At 67.2% G+C, this 14,547-nt stretch carries 17 protein-coding genes; 12 read left to right on the forward strand and 5 right to left on the reverse strand.

Going from position 1 to position 14,547, the window contains the following annotated elements; translation table 11 throughout:
* Positions 1-91: 91 nt before the first annotated feature.
* The gene (locus QA861_RS17365; protein ID WP_334589224.1) at positions 92-1,852 is read left to right on the forward strand and encodes an LCP family protein; all 1,761 of its coding nucleotides are present in this window, start codon (positions 92-94) and stop codon (positions 1,850-1,852) included.
* 133 nt (positions 1,853-1,985) lie between these two features.
* A complete protein-coding gene (locus tag QA861_RS17370; protein WP_334589225.1) occupies positions 1,986-3,662 on the forward strand; it encodes an LCP family protein in 1,677 nt (558 codons plus the stop codon).
* A gap of 66 nt (positions 3,663-3,728) precedes the next feature.
* On the opposite strand, the gene QA861_RS17375 is transcribed toward QA861_RS17370, so the two are convergent.
* Complete coding sequence (locus QA861_RS17375; RefSeq protein ID WP_334589226.1) at positions 3,729-4,778, reverse strand: glycosyltransferase family 2 protein; 1,050 nt, start codon at positions 4,776-4,778, stop codon at positions 3,729-3,731.
* 185 nt (positions 4,779-4,963) lie between these two features.
* Between QA861_RS17375 and QA861_RS17380 the strand changes: the two genes are divergently transcribed.
* Entirely contained in the window at positions 4,964-6,442 is a 1,479-nt protein-coding gene (locus QA861_RS17380; protein WP_334589227.1) for an LCP family protein, read from the forward strand.
* A 167-nt stretch (positions 6,443-6,609) separates the two neighbouring features.
* Entirely contained in the window at positions 6,610-7,932 is a 1,323-nt protein-coding gene (locus QA861_RS17385; protein WP_334589228.1) for an LCP family protein, read from the forward strand.
* A gap of 72 nt (positions 7,933-8,004) precedes the next feature.
* Here the strand turns inward: QA861_RS17385 and QA861_RS17390 are convergent, their stop codons facing one another.
* Positions 8,005-8,469 carry an ATP-binding protein gene (locus QA861_RS17390; RefSeq protein WP_334589229.1) on the reverse strand — a complete coding sequence of 155 codons (465 nt, stop codon included), beginning with the start codon at positions 8,467-8,469 and terminating at the stop codon, positions 8,005-8,007.
* Between the two features lie 231 nt (positions 8,470-8,700).
* Here QA861_RS17390 and QA861_RS17395 point away from each other — a divergent pair, with 231 nt between their 5' ends.
* Positions 8,701-9,555 (forward strand): helix-turn-helix domain-containing protein, encoded by an 855-nt coding sequence (locus tag QA861_RS17395; RefSeq protein WP_334589230.1) that lies wholly within the window; start codon positions 8,701-8,703, stop codon positions 9,553-9,555.
* A 72-nt stretch (positions 9,556-9,627) separates the two neighbouring features.
* Positions 9,628-9,750, forward strand: a complete 123-nt coding sequence (locus QA861_RS17400) for a DUF397 domain-containing protein (protein WP_443041500.1) — start codon at positions 9,628-9,630, stop codon at positions 9,748-9,750.
* Positions 9,751-9,791: 41 nt separating this feature from the next.
* On the opposite strand, the gene QA861_RS17405 is transcribed toward QA861_RS17400, so the two are convergent.
* Genes QA861_RS17405 through QA861_RS17415 form a run of 3 tightly spaced genes read right to left on the reverse strand, consistent with a single transcriptional unit; the run spans position 9,792 to position 11,396 of the window.
* Entirely contained in the window at positions 9,792-10,640 is an 849-nt protein-coding gene (locus QA861_RS17405; protein WP_334589232.1) for a helix-turn-helix domain-containing protein, read from the reverse strand.
* Between the two features lie 14 nt (positions 10,641-10,654).
* The gene (locus QA861_RS17410; protein WP_334589233.1) at positions 10,655-11,170 is read right to left on the reverse strand and encodes a DUF6879 family protein; all 516 of its coding nucleotides are present in this window, start codon (positions 11,168-11,170) and stop codon (positions 10,655-10,657) included.
* The gene (locus tag QA861_RS17415) at positions 11,142-11,396 is read right to left on the reverse strand and encodes a hypothetical protein (protein ID WP_334589234.1); all 255 of its coding nucleotides are present in this window, start codon (positions 11,394-11,396) and stop codon (positions 11,142-11,144) included. Before QA861_RS17415 ends, QA861_RS17410 begins: the two co-directional genes overlap by 29 nt.
* A gap of 184 nt (positions 11,397-11,580) precedes the next feature.
* On the opposite strand from QA861_RS17415, the gene QA861_RS17420 reads away from it, so the two are divergent.
* From QA861_RS17420 to QA861_RS17440, 6 genes are all read left to right on the forward strand, one after another.
* Positions 11,581-11,880, forward strand: a complete 300-nt coding sequence (locus tag QA861_RS17420; RefSeq protein WP_334589235.1) for a hypothetical protein — start codon at positions 11,581-11,583, stop codon at positions 11,878-11,880.
* Positions 11,881-12,094: 214 nt separating this feature from the next.
* Positions 12,095-12,724, forward strand: coding sequence for a DUF5753 domain-containing protein (locus QA861_RS17425; RefSeq protein ID WP_334589236.1), 630 nt, complete (start codon positions 12,095-12,097; stop codon positions 12,722-12,724).
* Positions 12,725-13,033: 309 nt separating this feature from the next.
* Entirely contained in the window at positions 13,034-13,237 is a 204-nt protein-coding gene (locus QA861_RS17430; RefSeq protein ID WP_334589237.1) for a hypothetical protein, read from the forward strand.
* 198 nt (positions 13,238-13,435) lie between these two features.
* Positions 13,436-13,636, forward strand: a complete 201-nt coding sequence (locus QA861_RS47050; RefSeq protein WP_443041501.1) for a DUF7848 domain-containing protein — start codon at positions 13,436-13,438, stop codon at positions 13,634-13,636.
* 96 nt (positions 13,637-13,732) lie between these two features.
* Positions 13,733-13,966, forward strand: a complete 234-nt coding sequence (locus tag QA861_RS17435) for a DUF397 domain-containing protein (RefSeq protein WP_334589238.1) — start codon at positions 13,733-13,735, stop codon at positions 13,964-13,966.
* A gap of 84 nt (positions 13,967-14,050) precedes the next feature.
* Positions 14,051-14,536 carry a hypothetical protein gene (locus tag QA861_RS17440; RefSeq protein WP_334589239.1) on the forward strand — a complete coding sequence of 162 codons (486 nt, stop codon included), beginning with the start codon at positions 14,051-14,053 and terminating at the stop codon, positions 14,534-14,536.
* Positions 14,537-14,547 lie beyond the last annotated feature (11 nt).

Genomic DNA, 14,547 nt, shown 5'->3' on the forward strand with positions numbered 1-14,547 from the left:
CACGTGTCGTGTGCACACCGGCAGACCGAGACCCGAGCGCCTTTGGAGGGGGAAAGGCGCCGCGTGGCCCCGACGGAGGATGCAGACAACCGTGGACGCGCAAGGCCGTGGGCAGGCGGGCGACATCGACCCCGCAGACCAGTGGGTGCTCAACCCGAGCACCGGCGAATACGAACTGCGACTGACTCCCTCCGCACCGCAATCAGCGGTCCCGGGACCTCGTCGAGCCGCACCCGCCAACGCGGGTACGGGACGCGGGCGTTCGGCGGCACCGGAGCGGGAGCAGGACCGAGAGACGCACGGGGTGCCCGGGACACCCGGGCAGGTACCGCCGCCGAGACGGCGTCGCGGTGTGCCCGAGGAGGATCCGCTGCCCGGGCGGCGCCGTTCGCGTGCCCCGCAGAAGAAGAAGTCGAAGGCCAAGAAGGTGCTGCTCTGGACGGGCGGGACCATGGCCTTCGTCCTTGTTGCCGCCGCGACGGGCGGCTACCTCTACCTCAAGCACCTTGAGGGCAACGTCCAGACGACGGACGTCGGTACGGCGGGCAAGTCCGGCTTCAGCAAGGACGAGGCCTTCAACATCCTCATCATCGGCACGGACAAGCGCACCGGTGCGGGCAACGAGAAGTACGGCGACGCGGGCAGCGTCGGGCACGCGGACACGACGATCCTGCTGCACGTCTCCAAGGACCGGACGAACGCGACCGCGCTGAGCATTCCGCGTGACCTGATCGTCGACGTCCCGGACTGTCCGACGATCCAGAAGGACGGGTCCGAGAAGATCATCGCGGGCACGCAGGACGTCCGCTTCAACACCAGCCTCGGGCAGGACGAGCGCGACCCCGGCTGCACCATGCGCACGGTGAAGGAGGTCACGGGTATCTCGCCGGACCACTTCATGATGGCCGACTTCAACGCGGTGAAGACGCTGACAACGGCGGTGGGCGGGGTCGAGGTCTGTGTCACCAAGGCCGTCAACGACAAGCAGTCGAAGCTGAAGCTGCCGGCCGGCAAGTCGACGGTCGAAGGGGAGCAGGCGCTCGCCTTCGTCCGTACGCGGCACAGCTTCGGCAACCAGGGCGACCTGGACCGGATCAAGGTGCAGCAGCAGTTCCTCGGCTCGCTGATGCGCAAGATGTCCTCCAGCGACACCCTGACCGACCCGGGCAAGCTGCTGAAGCTCGCGGAGGCGGCCACCAAGGCGCTGACCGTGGACACCGGTCTCGGTAAGGTCTCCACGCTCAAGGACGTGGCCCTGGAGCTGAAGAAGGTGCCGCCGAAGAACATCACCTTCACGACCGTGCCGGTGCGCGACAACCCGGCGGAGAAAGTCCGAGCGACGGTTGTCGTCGACCAGGTCTCGGGTCCCGAGGTGTTCAACGCGATCGCCAACGACGTGTCGTTCACCGCGGTCAAGCAGCAGAAGGCGAAGGAGGCGGCTGCCGTCGCCGCCCGTCTCAAGGGCACCAAGTCCGCCGCCTCCGAGGTGCGGGTGCGGATCATGAACGGCGGTGCCGTCGGCGGCTCCGCACAGGCGACTCTCACCTACCTGCAGAATGATGAGGACGTGACCAAGTCCGAGAACGCGGGCAACGCTCCGACGGAGCTCGCGAAGACAACGCTGGAGTACGCGCCCGACCAGGCCGACCAGGCCCGGCGGCTGGCCGCCATCATGGGGCTGTCCGGTGCGGCGCTGAAGCCCGGCAAGAGTGTGACGAACGCCCAGGGGCTGCCCACCATGACGCTGACTCTGGGCAAGGACTTCAAGGGGGCCGGCGTCTCGCTCACCGCGCCGGCGAAGGCACCAACTGTGGACAAGTCCACTGCGGACAAGGCGCAGTGCGCCAGCTGAGCACACCGATCGACTAGTGGGCGTCTGCGCCAGATGTTTTTGGTGCGCCGGTTGACCTGACAGGCCTGCCTCGCGTCTTACGGGACGCGAGGCAGGCCTGTTCGACGGCGGCGCAAGGGTGGGGAGGCAGGGAATGACACAGAGCAGTGTGCACGGGGAGGGGACGCGACCAGGCGTCCGGCCTGCTCGGGTTCCGGGGCAGCGAGACGGATCGCACGAGCAGGAGGGCGACTCCGGCGACGGCGACAGCGGTGGCGGCAGCAGCAACGGTGGCGGTGGTTCGGCGGGAAGACAGCGGCGGCCGGGCAAGCGCAAGGTGCTGCGCTGGTCAGCGGCCACCCTCTCGGTGCTGATACTCGGCACGGCCGGGGTCGGATACCTGTACTACGAGCACCTGAACAGCAACATCCAGAAGGGCAAGCGCAGCAGCGGCGACTCGAAAGCGGCGAAGGGCGAACCGAACGCGGCCGGGCAGACTCCGCTGAACATCCTGCTGATCGGCTCGGACAGCCGTAACTCCGACGCCAACGTGTCCCTGGGCGGTGACAGGGACAACCGCGGCAACCCGCCGCTGGGCGATGTCCAGATGCTGGTCCACGTCTCCGCCGACCGCAAGAGCGCGTCCGTGGTGAGCATTCCGCGTGACACCCGCGTCGACATACCCAAGTGCACGGACCCCGACACCGGTGAGAAGTTCGCGGCGACCAACGCGATCATCAACACCTCGCTGGCCCGGGGCGGCGCCGGCTGCACGCTGGCCACCTGGCAGAACCTCACCGGGGTCTACATCGACCACTGGATGACGATCGACTTCGCGGGCGTGGTGAAGATGGCCGACGCCATCGGCGGCGTCGAGGTCTGTGTGAAGCAGAACGTGTGGGACCGCCCGCTGCCCGATGCCTCCGGCGGCTCCGGGCTCAAGCTCACGGCCGGCAAGCACAAGGTCCAGGGCAAGCAGGCGTTGCAGTGGCTGCGTACCCGGCACGCCTTCTACAGCGACCTGGGGCGCGCGAAGGCCCAGCACATGTACATGAACTCGATGATCCGCACGCTGAAGGCGCAGAACGTCTTCACGGACGCCGGGCGGCTGACCGGTCTTGCCGAGGCGGCCACGAAGTCCCTGACGGTGTCCGAGGAACTGGGCACGGTCAAGGAGCTGTACGACCTGGGCATGCAGCTCAAGTCGGTGCCGACCGACCGCATCACGATGACGACGATGCCGACCGTCGAGGACCCCCAGGACCGCAACCATCTCGTGGCGGCCGACGCGGACGCCGAGCAGATGTGGACGATGCTTCGCGACGACATCGCGTTCGACGGCAAGGGCGGCGCGGCGGCGACGAAGGCTCCGACGGCCGCCGCCTCGGCGACGGTTCCGACGGACCCGGCGGCCGCCCCCGGCCAGATCGGTGTGCTCGTGCAGAACGGCACCCGGACAGCCACACTCGCCGCGGTCGGCCACCGCGCGGCCGCGATCAGCGGGGTCCTGTCGGGCAAGGGATTCACGAACGCGGCGGCGGACACGTCCGGTTCGCTGTCCGTGGAGAAGACGGTCGTGCGTTACCCGAGCGCCGATCTGGCGGGCGACGCCCAGCTGGTCGCCAAGTCCCTGGGAATTCCGGCGAGTTCGGTGAAGAAGTCGACGGACGTCTCCGGTGTGACGGTGATGGTGGGCGCCGACTGGCGTGAGGGCGAGGCGTATCCGAAGCAGGCGGCTCCGAAGGCCGGCCAACTGCCCGCCACCGCCGACAAGGTGGTCGGTTCGGACACCGGCGCGTGCATGGACGTCTACTCGCCCTACCGCTGGTAGAGGCGGCACGCATATGGGTGGGGGCCTGCCGTCAGTGACTGACGGCAGGCCCCCACCCATATGTGTTCAGGCCGCGTTCGCGCCGTCCAGCACCGCCGGCCGACGGGCCGCGATCACCTTCCTGGCAAGCGACTTGGGGCTCGTCAGGAAGCCCCAGCCCCAGCACATGTGCATGGTGGCGAGGGCGACGGGGATCTGCAGCCGGGCCTTCAGGGAGAGTCCCTTGCCGGCCGGGACCGAGCCCGCCGCGATCGCCGCGAGGTAGCCGCCGGGCACCAGGAAGGCCCATGGGGTGAGTACGGCGCCCAGCAGCACACCCGCCGCTATCGCGAGCACGGCGGTGGGCGGGGCGAGGTAGCGCAGGTTGATGGAACCCTCGTGGTAGCGGGCCACGACATGGCGCCAACGGCCGTAGTCCTTGTACTGCTTGGCCAGCGCGCGCACGGAGGGCCTCGGCCGGTACGACACCCGCAGCTCGGGTGAGAACCAGATGAGGCCGCCCGCCTCGCGGATCCGGAAGTTCAGCTCCCAGTCCTGGGCGCGGATGAACTCCACGTTGTAGCCGCCCTGTTGCTCCAGAGCGGCGCGCCGGAAGACTCCGAGGTACACGGTCTCGGCGGGTCCGGCCGTGCCTCCCGTGTGGAAGGCGGCGTTGCCGACCCCGATCTTCGAGGTCATCGCGGCGGCCACCGCGTGCTCCCAGTCGTTCTCGCCCTCGGCGTGCATGATCCCGCCGACGTTCTGCGCGCCGGTCTCGTCGAGGAGACGTACGGCCGCCGCGATGTAGTCGGGCGAGAGCATGCCGTGTCCGTCGACGCGTACGACGACGGGGTGGCGGGAGGCCTTGATCGCGGCGTTCAGCGCGGCGGGCGTACGGCCGGTCGGGTTGGGGACCGTGTGGACGCGCTTGCTCGTGCCGGCCGTCTCCCGTACCAGCTCGGCGGCGATCTCGTCCGTGCGGTCCGTGGACGGACCGAGGGCGATGACGACCTCCATCTCGCCGGCGTACTCCTGGGCGAGGATCGCTTGGACGGCTCCGCGCAGATGCCGCTCCTCGTCGAGGACGGGCATGATCACGGACACGGCGGGCAGCTGCACGTCGGGCTTGGCGTTCATAGGGGGCTCACGTTACCGCGAACGGGGGACACCGACGCGCGCCGCCCGCTTGCCGAACCGGTCCGCAGATCGTATGGGCCTACGGTGCTCACGGATCCCACGTTCGGCCCTCTCCTCTCCCCCTCGCTCCTCCCCTCGCTCTCCCCTTCCCTCCCCCCGGCCAGCCTTCGCGGAGGTGTCCCCCCATGCCCGTCTCCCCCGCATCCCCCCGCTCCCCCGGTTCCCCGCAGCGCCGGCCACGGCCGTCGTCCGGGCGTCCGCGTCCCCCCGTACGGCGCAAGAAGCCCCGTTGGGCCATGCGGGCGGTGACGACGCTGTCCGTCGTGGTGCTCGCCGCGGCCGGGATCGGGCACGCGGTGGTCACCAGCCTCGACGCCGGCATCGCCCGGGTCGACCCCTTCAAGGACATGAAGAACCGTCCGCAGGCCGGCCACGGTATGAACGTGCTGCTGGTCGGCACGGACAGCCGGGAGAAGATCAGCGAGGCCGAGCGGCGGAAGTACCGGCTCGGCGGGGCGCCATGCCACTGCACCGACACGATGATGATCGCGCACATCTCGGAGGGCCGGGAGCGCGCGAGCGTGGTCAGCCTGCCGCGCGACTCGTACGCCGTGACGCCCCCGCACATCGACCGGACCACCGGGCGACGGCACGGTGGACATGTCATTAAGCTGAACGCGGCGTACGCGGAGGGCGGCCCGAACCTCACCGTGCAGACGGTGGAGAGCATGACGCACGTGAAGATCGACCACTACCTGGAGATCGACTTCACCAGCTTCATGAAGACGGTCGATGTGCTCGGCGGCGTGGAGATCTGTACGCCGCGACCGCTGCGGGACTCCTACACGGGGCTGGACCTGACCGCAGGGAAGCACGAGCTGAACGGCGGGGAGGCCCTGCAGTACGTCCGTTCACGGCACGCCGACGGGTCCTCCGACCTGGGGCGCATGCAGCGTCAGCAGCGCTTCATGGCGGCGCTGATCGCACAGTCCACGTCGTCCGGGGTGCTGATGAATCCGATGAAGTTCCGGGACGTCACACGGGCGGTGCTCGGGTCGGTGCGGGCGGACAAGGGGTTCGGCACGGGTGAGCTGCTGGACCTCGGGCGGGCCATGCGGGACTTCTCCCCTTCGTCGTCCGAGTTCACGACCGTGCCGATCGGGCGGATGGGGTTCGTCGTCAAGGGCATCGGTTCGACACTGAAGTGGGACGAGGCGAAGGCGGGCCTGCTGTTCCGGGCCCTGCGCGAGGACGAGCCGCTGGCGGTACGCAAGGGCGGGGGCGGCGGCGGTAAGAAGGGTGCGCCGATGCGGGTCGAGGTGGCGCCGCAGCAGATTCGCGTGCAGGTCGAGAACGGGACGCTCACGGCGGGGCTGGGCCGGAAGGTGGACCGGGAGCTTGCCGCGACCGGATTCCGGACGACCCGGGTGCCGGTGAACGCGCGGGAGCGGGGGGCGGCGACGCGGACGGTGATCGCGTACGACCCCCGGTGGGACCGGTCCGCGAAGTCGCTGGCGGCGGCGCTGCCGGGGAGTTCGTTGCGGGTGGTGCGGGGGCAGGGGGCGCTGCTGAAGGTGACTGTCGGGGCCGATTACCGGGGGGTGCGGAAGGTTCGGGTCGGGGAGTTCGGGGCGAGTACGGGGGATGAGGTGGGGTGTCGGTGAGTTGGGTGGGTCGGTGCGGTTCACGTCGTGTTTCCCACCCGCCCACCCGTTTGCGGTCCGTTGATCGGCGAGGCCGTGGGCGATTTGTGTCAGCTTGGCAACAGCACTGTTCCTAATTTCCCTCGACCCTTGTAAAGGGCACAGTCGGGCACTGCACACTGGTCGGCATGAACGATTGGCCCGACGCGTGGTCCGACGACAACCGCAACAACCGGCACGGACGCGGCAGCGCGAACGCACAGCCCGAGGGTGCGCGCGTGATGCGGCAGGTCCAGCGCGGCCAAGGCGGCCAGTACGGGCAGAATCCGAGCGCCCCGCCGTACGGCGGGGCGGTCCCGCAGCAGCAGCCGTACGGCGGCGATCAGGGTCAGGCCCCGTACGGAAACGGAAGCGGGGACGGCTATGACAGCGGATATAACACCGGCCAGGTCTACGGCGGCGCCCCGGGCGGCGGCGGACCTGGCGGTGGGCCGGGCGGGCCCGGTTCGATGAGTGGCCCCCGCTCCGCCCCGGACTGGCGCAAGCGCATCAAGTGGACCGCGATCACCGTGGTCACGGCGCTGGTCGTGGTGACCGTCGGTACGTACTTCTGGGCCGACGGCAAGCTGAACCGTCAGGTCGACCTGTCCAAGGTCATCGACCGGCCGGACGGCGGCAAGGGCACCAACTATCTGATCGTCGGCTCCGACAGCCGTGCGGGTATGTCGGCCGAGGAGAAGAAGGCGCTCCACACCGGGTCCGCCGAAGGCAAGCGCACGGACTCGATGATGATCCTGCACACCGGCGACAACGGCCCGACGCTGGTCTCCCTCCCTCGTGACTCGGACGTCGAGATCCCCACGTTCGTGGGCTCCGAGTCCGGCAAGACGTACAAGGGCACCGGCAAGCACACCAAGCTGAACGCGGCGTACGCGACGGACGGGCCCGAACTCCTCGTCCGTACGGTCGAGTTCAACACCGGTCTGCGCATCGACCACTACGTGGAGATCGGCTTCGCCGGCTTCGCGAACATCGTGGACGCGGTCGGCGGCGTGGAGCTGACCATCCCCAAGGGCGGGATGAAGGACAAGAAGTCCGGCGCGAACTTCACGGCGGGCAAGCAGACCCTCAACGGCGAGCAGGCCCTGGCCTTCGTCCGTACCCGGTACGCCCTCGCGGGCAGCGACCTCGACCGTACGAAGAACCAGCAGAAGTTCCTGGCGGCGCTGGCGAGCCAGACCGCGACGCCGGGCACGATCCTCAACCCGTTCAAGCTGTACCCGACCATGAGCGCGGGCCTCGACACCCTGATCGTCGACAAGGACATGGGTCTGTTCGACCTGGGCGACATGTTCTGGGCGATGAAGGGCGTCACGGGCGGCGACGGCAAGTCCATGAACATGCCGATCTCAGGCTCGACCGGCAGCAACCTCGTCTGGGACAAGACGAAGATGAAGACCCTGGTGAACGAACTGAAGAACGACGAGACGGTGACTGTCTCGGGCAACTGAGCCGCGCTCCGCAGGTCCGGCTCCGTAACGGGGCCGGACCTTCGTCGTTCTCCGGTCATCTCCGCCCCGCCCTCAGCCTGCCGCGCACAGGGCCTTGTCCCTCATCTCGAACCAGAGCAGTTTTCCGGTGCCCCGGTCCAGCGGCCCGTCGCCGAGCCCCCATCCGCCCCACGAATCGGCGTACTCCTGTACGAGGAACAGCCCTCTCCCACCGAGGGCACCGCCCTGAGCGAGCGGGACACGATCACCAGGAGGTTCGGCGAAGGGAGCCGGGATGTACGGGTGACTGTCCCAGACACCGACACGCAGCCGTCCGTCCGCGAGAGCGGTGAGACGGAGGGAGGCAGGGCCGCCGGTGTGCAGGTAGGCGTTGGTCACCAGCTCCGAGGCCAGCAGCTCGACGGCGTCGAGGATCTCGGGGCGGCCGTGACTCTCCAGCACCGACCGTACGGTCATGCGTGCGACGCGTGCGGCTCTGGGGTCATGGGGCAGCCGGAGTGCGTACGTCCAGGTGTGGGGCGGGGATACGGTGCCCATGAAAACCTCCTGCGGGAAGGGGGAATGGTTGCGAGCTTGCCCAACCGTCGCGCCGAGCGGTGGCATTGCCTGAGGGGGTGCGCTTCCGGCTTATGGGTGGGGGGAGTTGGGCGGTACGAGTACTAACGTAGAGCCTCGCCGGGAGATGCATCTCCCAAAACTGGAAGATTGACCCGTAGCTCCCTCTTGTGGGTGATGCGAGCATCACGTCACGGCTTGAATGGAGGCGTCTTGCCGCCCACCAGCAACCCCACCCTGCGCCAGCGGCGCCTCGGCACCGAACTGCGCAAACTCCGCGAACGCGCGGGGTTCACCGTCACGGAGGCCGCCGCACAGCTGGGCGTCAACCAGGGACGCGTCAGTATGATCGAGACCGGTCGCAGCCCCCTCAGCGCCGACCGCGTCCGCGCGGTGGCCTCCACCTACGACTGTTCGGACGAGGCCCTGATCGACGCCCTGGCCGCGATGACAGGACGCCGGACACGCGGTTGGTGGGAGGAGTGCAGAGATCACCTACCCTCCGCACTGGTCGACCTGGCCGAACTCGAACATCACGCCGTCGGCCTGCGCGTGGCCCTCGCGATGCACATCCCGGCACTGCTACAGACGACGGACCACGCCCGCGCCCTCTTCCGCGCAGTGGTGCCACCCATGCGGCAGTACGAGATCGAGCACCGCCTCACCCACCGCATGAAGCGCCAAGGCATCCTGCACCGGACAGGCCCCCTCCCCTACTCGGCGATCATCCACGAGTCCGCCCTGCGCATGGGATTCGGCGGCCCGGACGTGAGACGCGGCCAGCTCAAGCACATCCTCGACATGAGCGAGGCGCGGAACGTCACCGTGCGGGTGATCCCCTTCGACACGGAGTACTACCCGAGCACGGGCCAGTCCTTCGACTACGTCGTGGGTCCGGTCCCGCAGCTCGACACCGTGCAGCTCGACACCCACCACGGCGGCTGTGGCTTCCTCGACGCGGAGGCCCAGTTGGGCAAGTACCGGACGGTGCTCGACCACATGGAGTCCTGCGCCCTCGATCCCACCGATTCACGCGATTTCATCCACCGCCTCGTCCAGAACATCTGAGAGAGACCCAACGTGCAGACCCTTAACTGGCGGAAGTCCGCTTACAGCGGCGACAGTTCGAACTGCCTTGAGATGGCCACCACGCCAACCACCATCCACCTCCGCGACTCCAAGAACCCGACCGGCCCCCAGCTCGCCCTCCCACCCACGGCCTGGGCCGAGTTCGTCCCGTACGTGGCGGAAACGGCCCGCTGAACCCGTTGCCTTACAGTCCACTTACTCGGAACCACACTCGGTCAGTCCAGAGACGCCAACGCGCCCGCTATCAGCGAACGCGCCTCGGCGCCCCTCGCGGCGCCCCTCGCAAGCCGATCAAAGGCTCGGGCGTACAGCTCGACCTGGCTGGGCTGCGTAAGCGTGGAGGCGGCGTCCAGCGTGTCCGCGTGCACCCTGCTGTCGTCGAAGATCGTGAAGGTGGGCATGGGCCACACGGTCCGTTGCGCCGAGAACGGGACGATACCCACGGCAACGTTCTGGAGATCCATGACCCCAAGCAGGTGGCCAAGCTGTGCCGCCATGGTTTCGGCGCCGCACAGCCGGTAGCGCAACACCGATTCCTCCAGTACGAACGAGAACCGGCGTGCGCCGTTGCTCAGCACTGCGTTACGCCTCATGCGAGCCGCCACAGCATCACTCACGTCGTCCGGGGTTCCACGGAAGTCCGCGATGGACGACAACAGAGCAGTGGCGTATCCGGACGTCTGGAGGAAACCGGGGATCACGTCGGAGACGTAGACGCGAAAGGTTCTGGTTTGCTGGTACAGATCCCCCGCGGTCTCTTGCAGACGGCGGAGACCGCTCCGCTGAAGTCGCCTCCACTGCACGTGTGCGTCGGCGGACTGTCTGTTTGCCGCGATCAAGTCGGCGATCTGGTCGTCCGCGAGGCAGGCTCGGCACCACGCTCTGATGTCCGCGTCGGAGGGAGGGGTCCTGGCGTTCTCTATCCGGGATGACTTCGACTCCGACCAGCCGCACCTGACAGCCAGCTCCCGCCCGCTGATCCCCGCGTCCTTCCGGATCTCGCGCAGACGCCCGGCAAGATCTTCGCGGGCCTTCTGAACGTGTGAAGAGGAGTGCGGGGGCATGGAGCTGGCTTTCGTCAGATCTCGTACAGGTGGTGCGGGATCGCTCGCTCCCAGACTGCTTCGAAGGCGGTGGAGCACAGCTTCACAGCACCAGGGTCCGCCCTGATCTCATCCTCCACCACCACACCGTCGCCAGAGAAGTGGTGTACCCGGAGCAGCGCGTCATCGAACAGCCAGAAGTCGTTGCCCGGCAGCGCGATACTCGTGGCCCGTCGCCGTGGCAGCCAGCGAACTTCCTCACCCGCCGTGACATTGGCACGGGTGACGTCATGTTCCCACCGGATGTAGTCCGAAACCGGCTCGGAGACCACTCGGGCTCGGCGGATCGCCACGCCCCGGGCCACGGTGTCCGTGATCAACTGGTCGTAGGGGTGCCACCAGGATTCGCGGTCCTCCCAATTGATCCGTTCACCCCGCTTCCACGCCTCGAATCGGTCCGTGGAGGCATAGGAGTCGCGCAGTTCCAGGTGGACGGCGGACCGCTCGCACTGACCAAGCAGCTCAGCGAAGCTGGGCACGCTCGACGGCATCACACGCCTCCCTGATCATCGGGATCATCCGGGCCGGAATCCTGACGATGGTTTCACTGTCGGGCACCGAACCATTCGCGGGGCTGCTCCCCTCGCACTCCGCCTGAGTCTCAGGGCTCGGCTTCCATCCCTGAAACAAAATCTCCTGAGCTTTCGCATCCGCCCACACCGTGGGGCAGTGATCCCGGTCGGTGTCGGGGTCGATTCCGATGAACTCTACGGCCATGGCCGGCTCCCTGATCTAGGTGCTTGCTCGGGCTTGCATGAGCTTCGTTGAACTGGTGAGACAGTGTCAATACTGCTATTTTCCAAGCCAGTTGGCGTGCAAGCTCATGCAAGTTTGTGGAGCCAGGCGCTGGATGCTCTCTACCGTCGTCACATCAACGCGGAATCGATCGGGAAGGCGCGATGTGACGGGAGAAATCAGGCCGCAGGGCACCGAAGTGGTGTACCGCACGGGCAGCAGCGAAGCCCGGCGGTCCCTGTCCGGTCTCTTCGAGGCCTTCGGGGTCGACGGGGTGCTCTTGGTGCGCAAGTCCGAGCCTGGCGCGGAGGAAGCGGACGTCGCCCCGGGCAGCGGCCTGAAGCCCGGGTGCCGATGCGGTGGCCCGAAGTGCCCGGACTACGAGGCTGTGCCGAAACGGCCGGCCGAGGAACTGAGCGCCAAGGTCGCGGAGGCCAACAGGCGGAGTCGTAGGGGTGGAACGTGAGGACGCGATCGGTCATGCCGAATGTGGCGCACCAGATCACGGAGCACACGGGCTGGTCCGGCCACGTTGGTTTTCGGCGCGTTCGTGCGTCGTTCGCAATGGTGGTTTGCGCCGAGTAGGCCCGCGCCCCGGCGGTGGAAACCCTGGACAGGTCGAGCGGCCGGGTGGGTGGCACGACGACGGGGTACCGATTCCCCGCACGCACTGCGAAGGGATGGACACAATGACCGAGGTCTTCGACAGGACAGCCAACACGGAATGGCAAGATCACTGGTCTTCTCGTCGTATAGGCCTGGACAAGAAACAGAACGAGCTGGCTGGACTCGAAGCGGTCTCGACAGAGTTTCGATTCTTCCTACTCTCGATGATCACCGGGCTTCTCGCCACACCCGAATACGTGCGCGCGAGCATTGCCGACGTTTCTGGTGACCAGTCGAAGACCATTATAAAGAAGCTAGAACGGCAACAAGTTCTTTACGACGACTCGAAGTCGTTCACCTTCATTCTGACCGAGCAAGCGGTCAGGTGGCCGCTGCTGCCCCCAATGGCTATGGCCATCCAACTCGACCGACTTGCATCCGTCTCTCGCCTTCCGAACGTCCACCTAGGGGTGATCCCATTGGGCGGGCACATTCCAGAGAGACCGCTAAACACATTCACGCTCTATGACCGCCGCCTGGCCACTGTGGAAACCGGCACAGGCGTCCTGATATTGCGTGACCACAGAGACGTGACGGCTTATCTCAGGGACTTCGAAACTTACGAGCGATACGCGGTGTTTGGCGACGCCTGCCGGGCCCTTTTGGCCGACTGGGCCGTGATATTTACCCGACAACACCAATAATCCTCGCGCTGCCCTTCGGCTACCGGCACCATTGCCGGACACACATAGAGCCGAGGGATGATCGATGCTTGAGCACAATCCGCAAGCTGAATCCCGTTCCATGCCGGTTGCGAGGGTTTCTGGCCCAGAACCGATCGGGGTCGAGGGATGCATGACATGCGCCGCACTCTCCACTTCCCGCGAAGTAGCTCGTGAGGCAAACGTAGTTGAGGCTGTGGCGGGTGCTAGCCGCGAGATCAGTAACCACCCCCACTCGGCAGTGAGAAAAGGCAGGAACCTGCCTGTGGCGACCGTTTGGGGGGTGGCGACGTGACCGCTCCGCAGAACTTTCCTGGTCCGCCCGTCGATCTGCCAATAGACGATTGGCTGTATGAGGCCAAGCCCAAGGCTGGTTGCACCGCGTGCTCAGAACTGAAGGCCGCGCTCGACCGGGCCGCCAAGCAGGGCGATGCGACCGCACGCTTCGAGGCGGCCCGCAACATCCGACATTGCACACACGATGCCATCGAATGACGTCGGCCCTTGAGCGGCCGAAGAAGCGGGCAAGTCGACGCGGGTACGACCCCGGTCCGCCCAGCTTGCTTGACTGGCTGAACTCGATCTCGGACATATGCGGGTCGTGCATCGGACACCGGGTTGTGAGGTGCCCCGAATGTGCGGGATTTGACGGCTGCTCCGTCTGCAACCACAGTTCACGGTCGCGTGCCCTCAATGCGCGGGCGGAAAGCTCGAAGGCTGGCGCTGGTGACTTTCAAAGTCCCGCCCGAGTGCCCGCACTGCGGCTGGAAGGCCACTCCTACGGATGACTCGGCGCCCGTCGACGTGGCGTGCATGAACCACACCGGCCGGTCCGGGCACGCCGGTTTCCGACGCGTCAGAACCTCGTTCGCCATGGTCGTTCGAGCCGAGTAAAGCCCCACTCCAACAGTGGAATCCCTGAACTCCCGCCCAGAAACGGGCGGCGGCGGTCGGTCATGACCGCGAACAGGTGAGCAGAAAGGTGCAGAGATGCAGAACGGAACCGACCTGTACGGGCTCGACATCGACGGAGCCTCGTTCGTGAAGGCGTGCGGGGGAAACACCCACCCCGACGGCGAGTCGTGCGTGACCCTGGCCCGGATCGGTGACGGCCTCCGGGCGGTCGGTGACAGCAAGCGGCCGGAGGCACAGCCGCTGCGGTTCACCACTGGGGAGCTGGACTCGGCCGGTATCGACCCGGCGCGCTTCGGCCTGAACGTCTGATCCTCCCCTTCCCGTCAGTCGGGCCGGATCCATCACCCGTCCCTGGGTCCGGCCCGACTGGCGCCTCTCGAACGGGAACGACTCGTGCACCACCACGGCTACCTATGGACCGGCCCGAAAGAGCGCTTCGACCAGGACGCACTACGACGGCCCCCACACCCTGAGCCGCCCCCTCCCGGAAGCAGGCCGGAACTGATTCAGCGGTACCGCGAGGTGGCCGCGGAGTTCCCCACTTCGGATCTGCCGCCACTGGAAACGGTGTACTGGCTGATCAAGCCCCGTTCATTGGTTCGTGGGACGTGGGAGGAGGCGAAGGAGGCCGCGTCATGGCTCGGTGAGCGGCTGGCCGAGTACGCACCTCGGTTCGCGTCAGACGGGGACCGTGACCCCGCGCGCCTGGGCCGACTGGTGAACGCCGCGGCCGAGCGACTGCACTCCGGTGCTGATGTGTCGTACGGCTTCTACCTGGAACGTCCCTCGTTCCTGTCCCTGGCAGTGGTCACCTGTTCCCCGAATCGCGCGAACGCCGGACCGGTCTGCCCAGTCGCAGAGCCGCAGGCGGCTGTTTGAGGGGGAGGTCT

Source organism: Streptomyces sp. B21-083 (assembly GCF_036898825.1).
Classification (GTDB): Bacteria; Actinomycetota; Actinomycetes; order Streptomycetales; family Streptomycetaceae; genus Streptomyces.

Excerpts from the sequence above, each read along its gene's own strand:
- QA861_RS17390 (WP_334589229.1), bottom strand. The coding sequence starts at position 8,469 with ATGGGCACCGTATCCCCGCCCCACACCTGGACGTACGCACTCCGGCTG.
- QA861_RS17415 (WP_334589234.1), bottom strand. The coding sequence starts at position 11,396 with ATGGCCGTAGAGTTCATCGGAATCGACCCCGACACCGACCGGGATCAC.
- QA861_RS17400 (WP_443041500.1), top strand. The coding sequence starts at position 9,628 with ATGGCCACCACGCCAACCACCATCCACCTCCGCGACTCCAAGAACCCG.
- QA861_RS17380 (WP_334589227.1), top strand. The coding sequence starts at position 4,964 with ATGCCCGTCTCCCCCGCATCCCCCCGCTCCCCCGGTTCCCCGCAGCGC.
- QA861_RS47050 (WP_443041501.1), top strand. The coding sequence starts at position 13,436 with ATGCGCGGGCGGAAAGCTCGAAGGCTGGCGCTGGTGACTTTCAAAGTC.
- QA861_RS17375 (WP_334589226.1), bottom strand. The coding sequence starts at position 4,778 with ATGAACGCCAAGCCCGACGTGCAGCTGCCCGCCGTGTCCGTGATCATG.
- QA861_RS17385 (WP_334589228.1), top strand. The coding sequence starts at position 6,610 with ATGAACGATTGGCCCGACGCGTGGTCCGACGACAACCGCAACAACCGG.
- QA861_RS17425 (WP_334589236.1), top strand. The coding sequence starts at position 12,095 with ATGGACACAATGACCGAGGTCTTCGACAGGACAGCCAACACGGAATGG.
- QA861_RS17435 (WP_334589238.1), top strand. The coding sequence starts at position 13,733 with ATGCAGAACGGAACCGACCTGTACGGGCTCGACATCGACGGAGCCTCG.
- QA861_RS17410 (WP_334589233.1), bottom strand. The coding sequence starts at position 11,170 with ATGCCGTCGAGCGTGCCCAGCTTCGCTGAGCTGCTTGGTCAGTGCGAG.
- QA861_RS17370 (WP_334589225.1), top strand. The coding sequence starts at position 1,986 with ATGACACAGAGCAGTGTGCACGGGGAGGGGACGCGACCAGGCGTCCGG.
- QA861_RS17405 (WP_334589232.1), bottom strand. The coding sequence starts at position 10,640 with ATGCCCCCGCACTCCTCTTCACACGTTCAGAAGGCCCGCGAAGATCTT.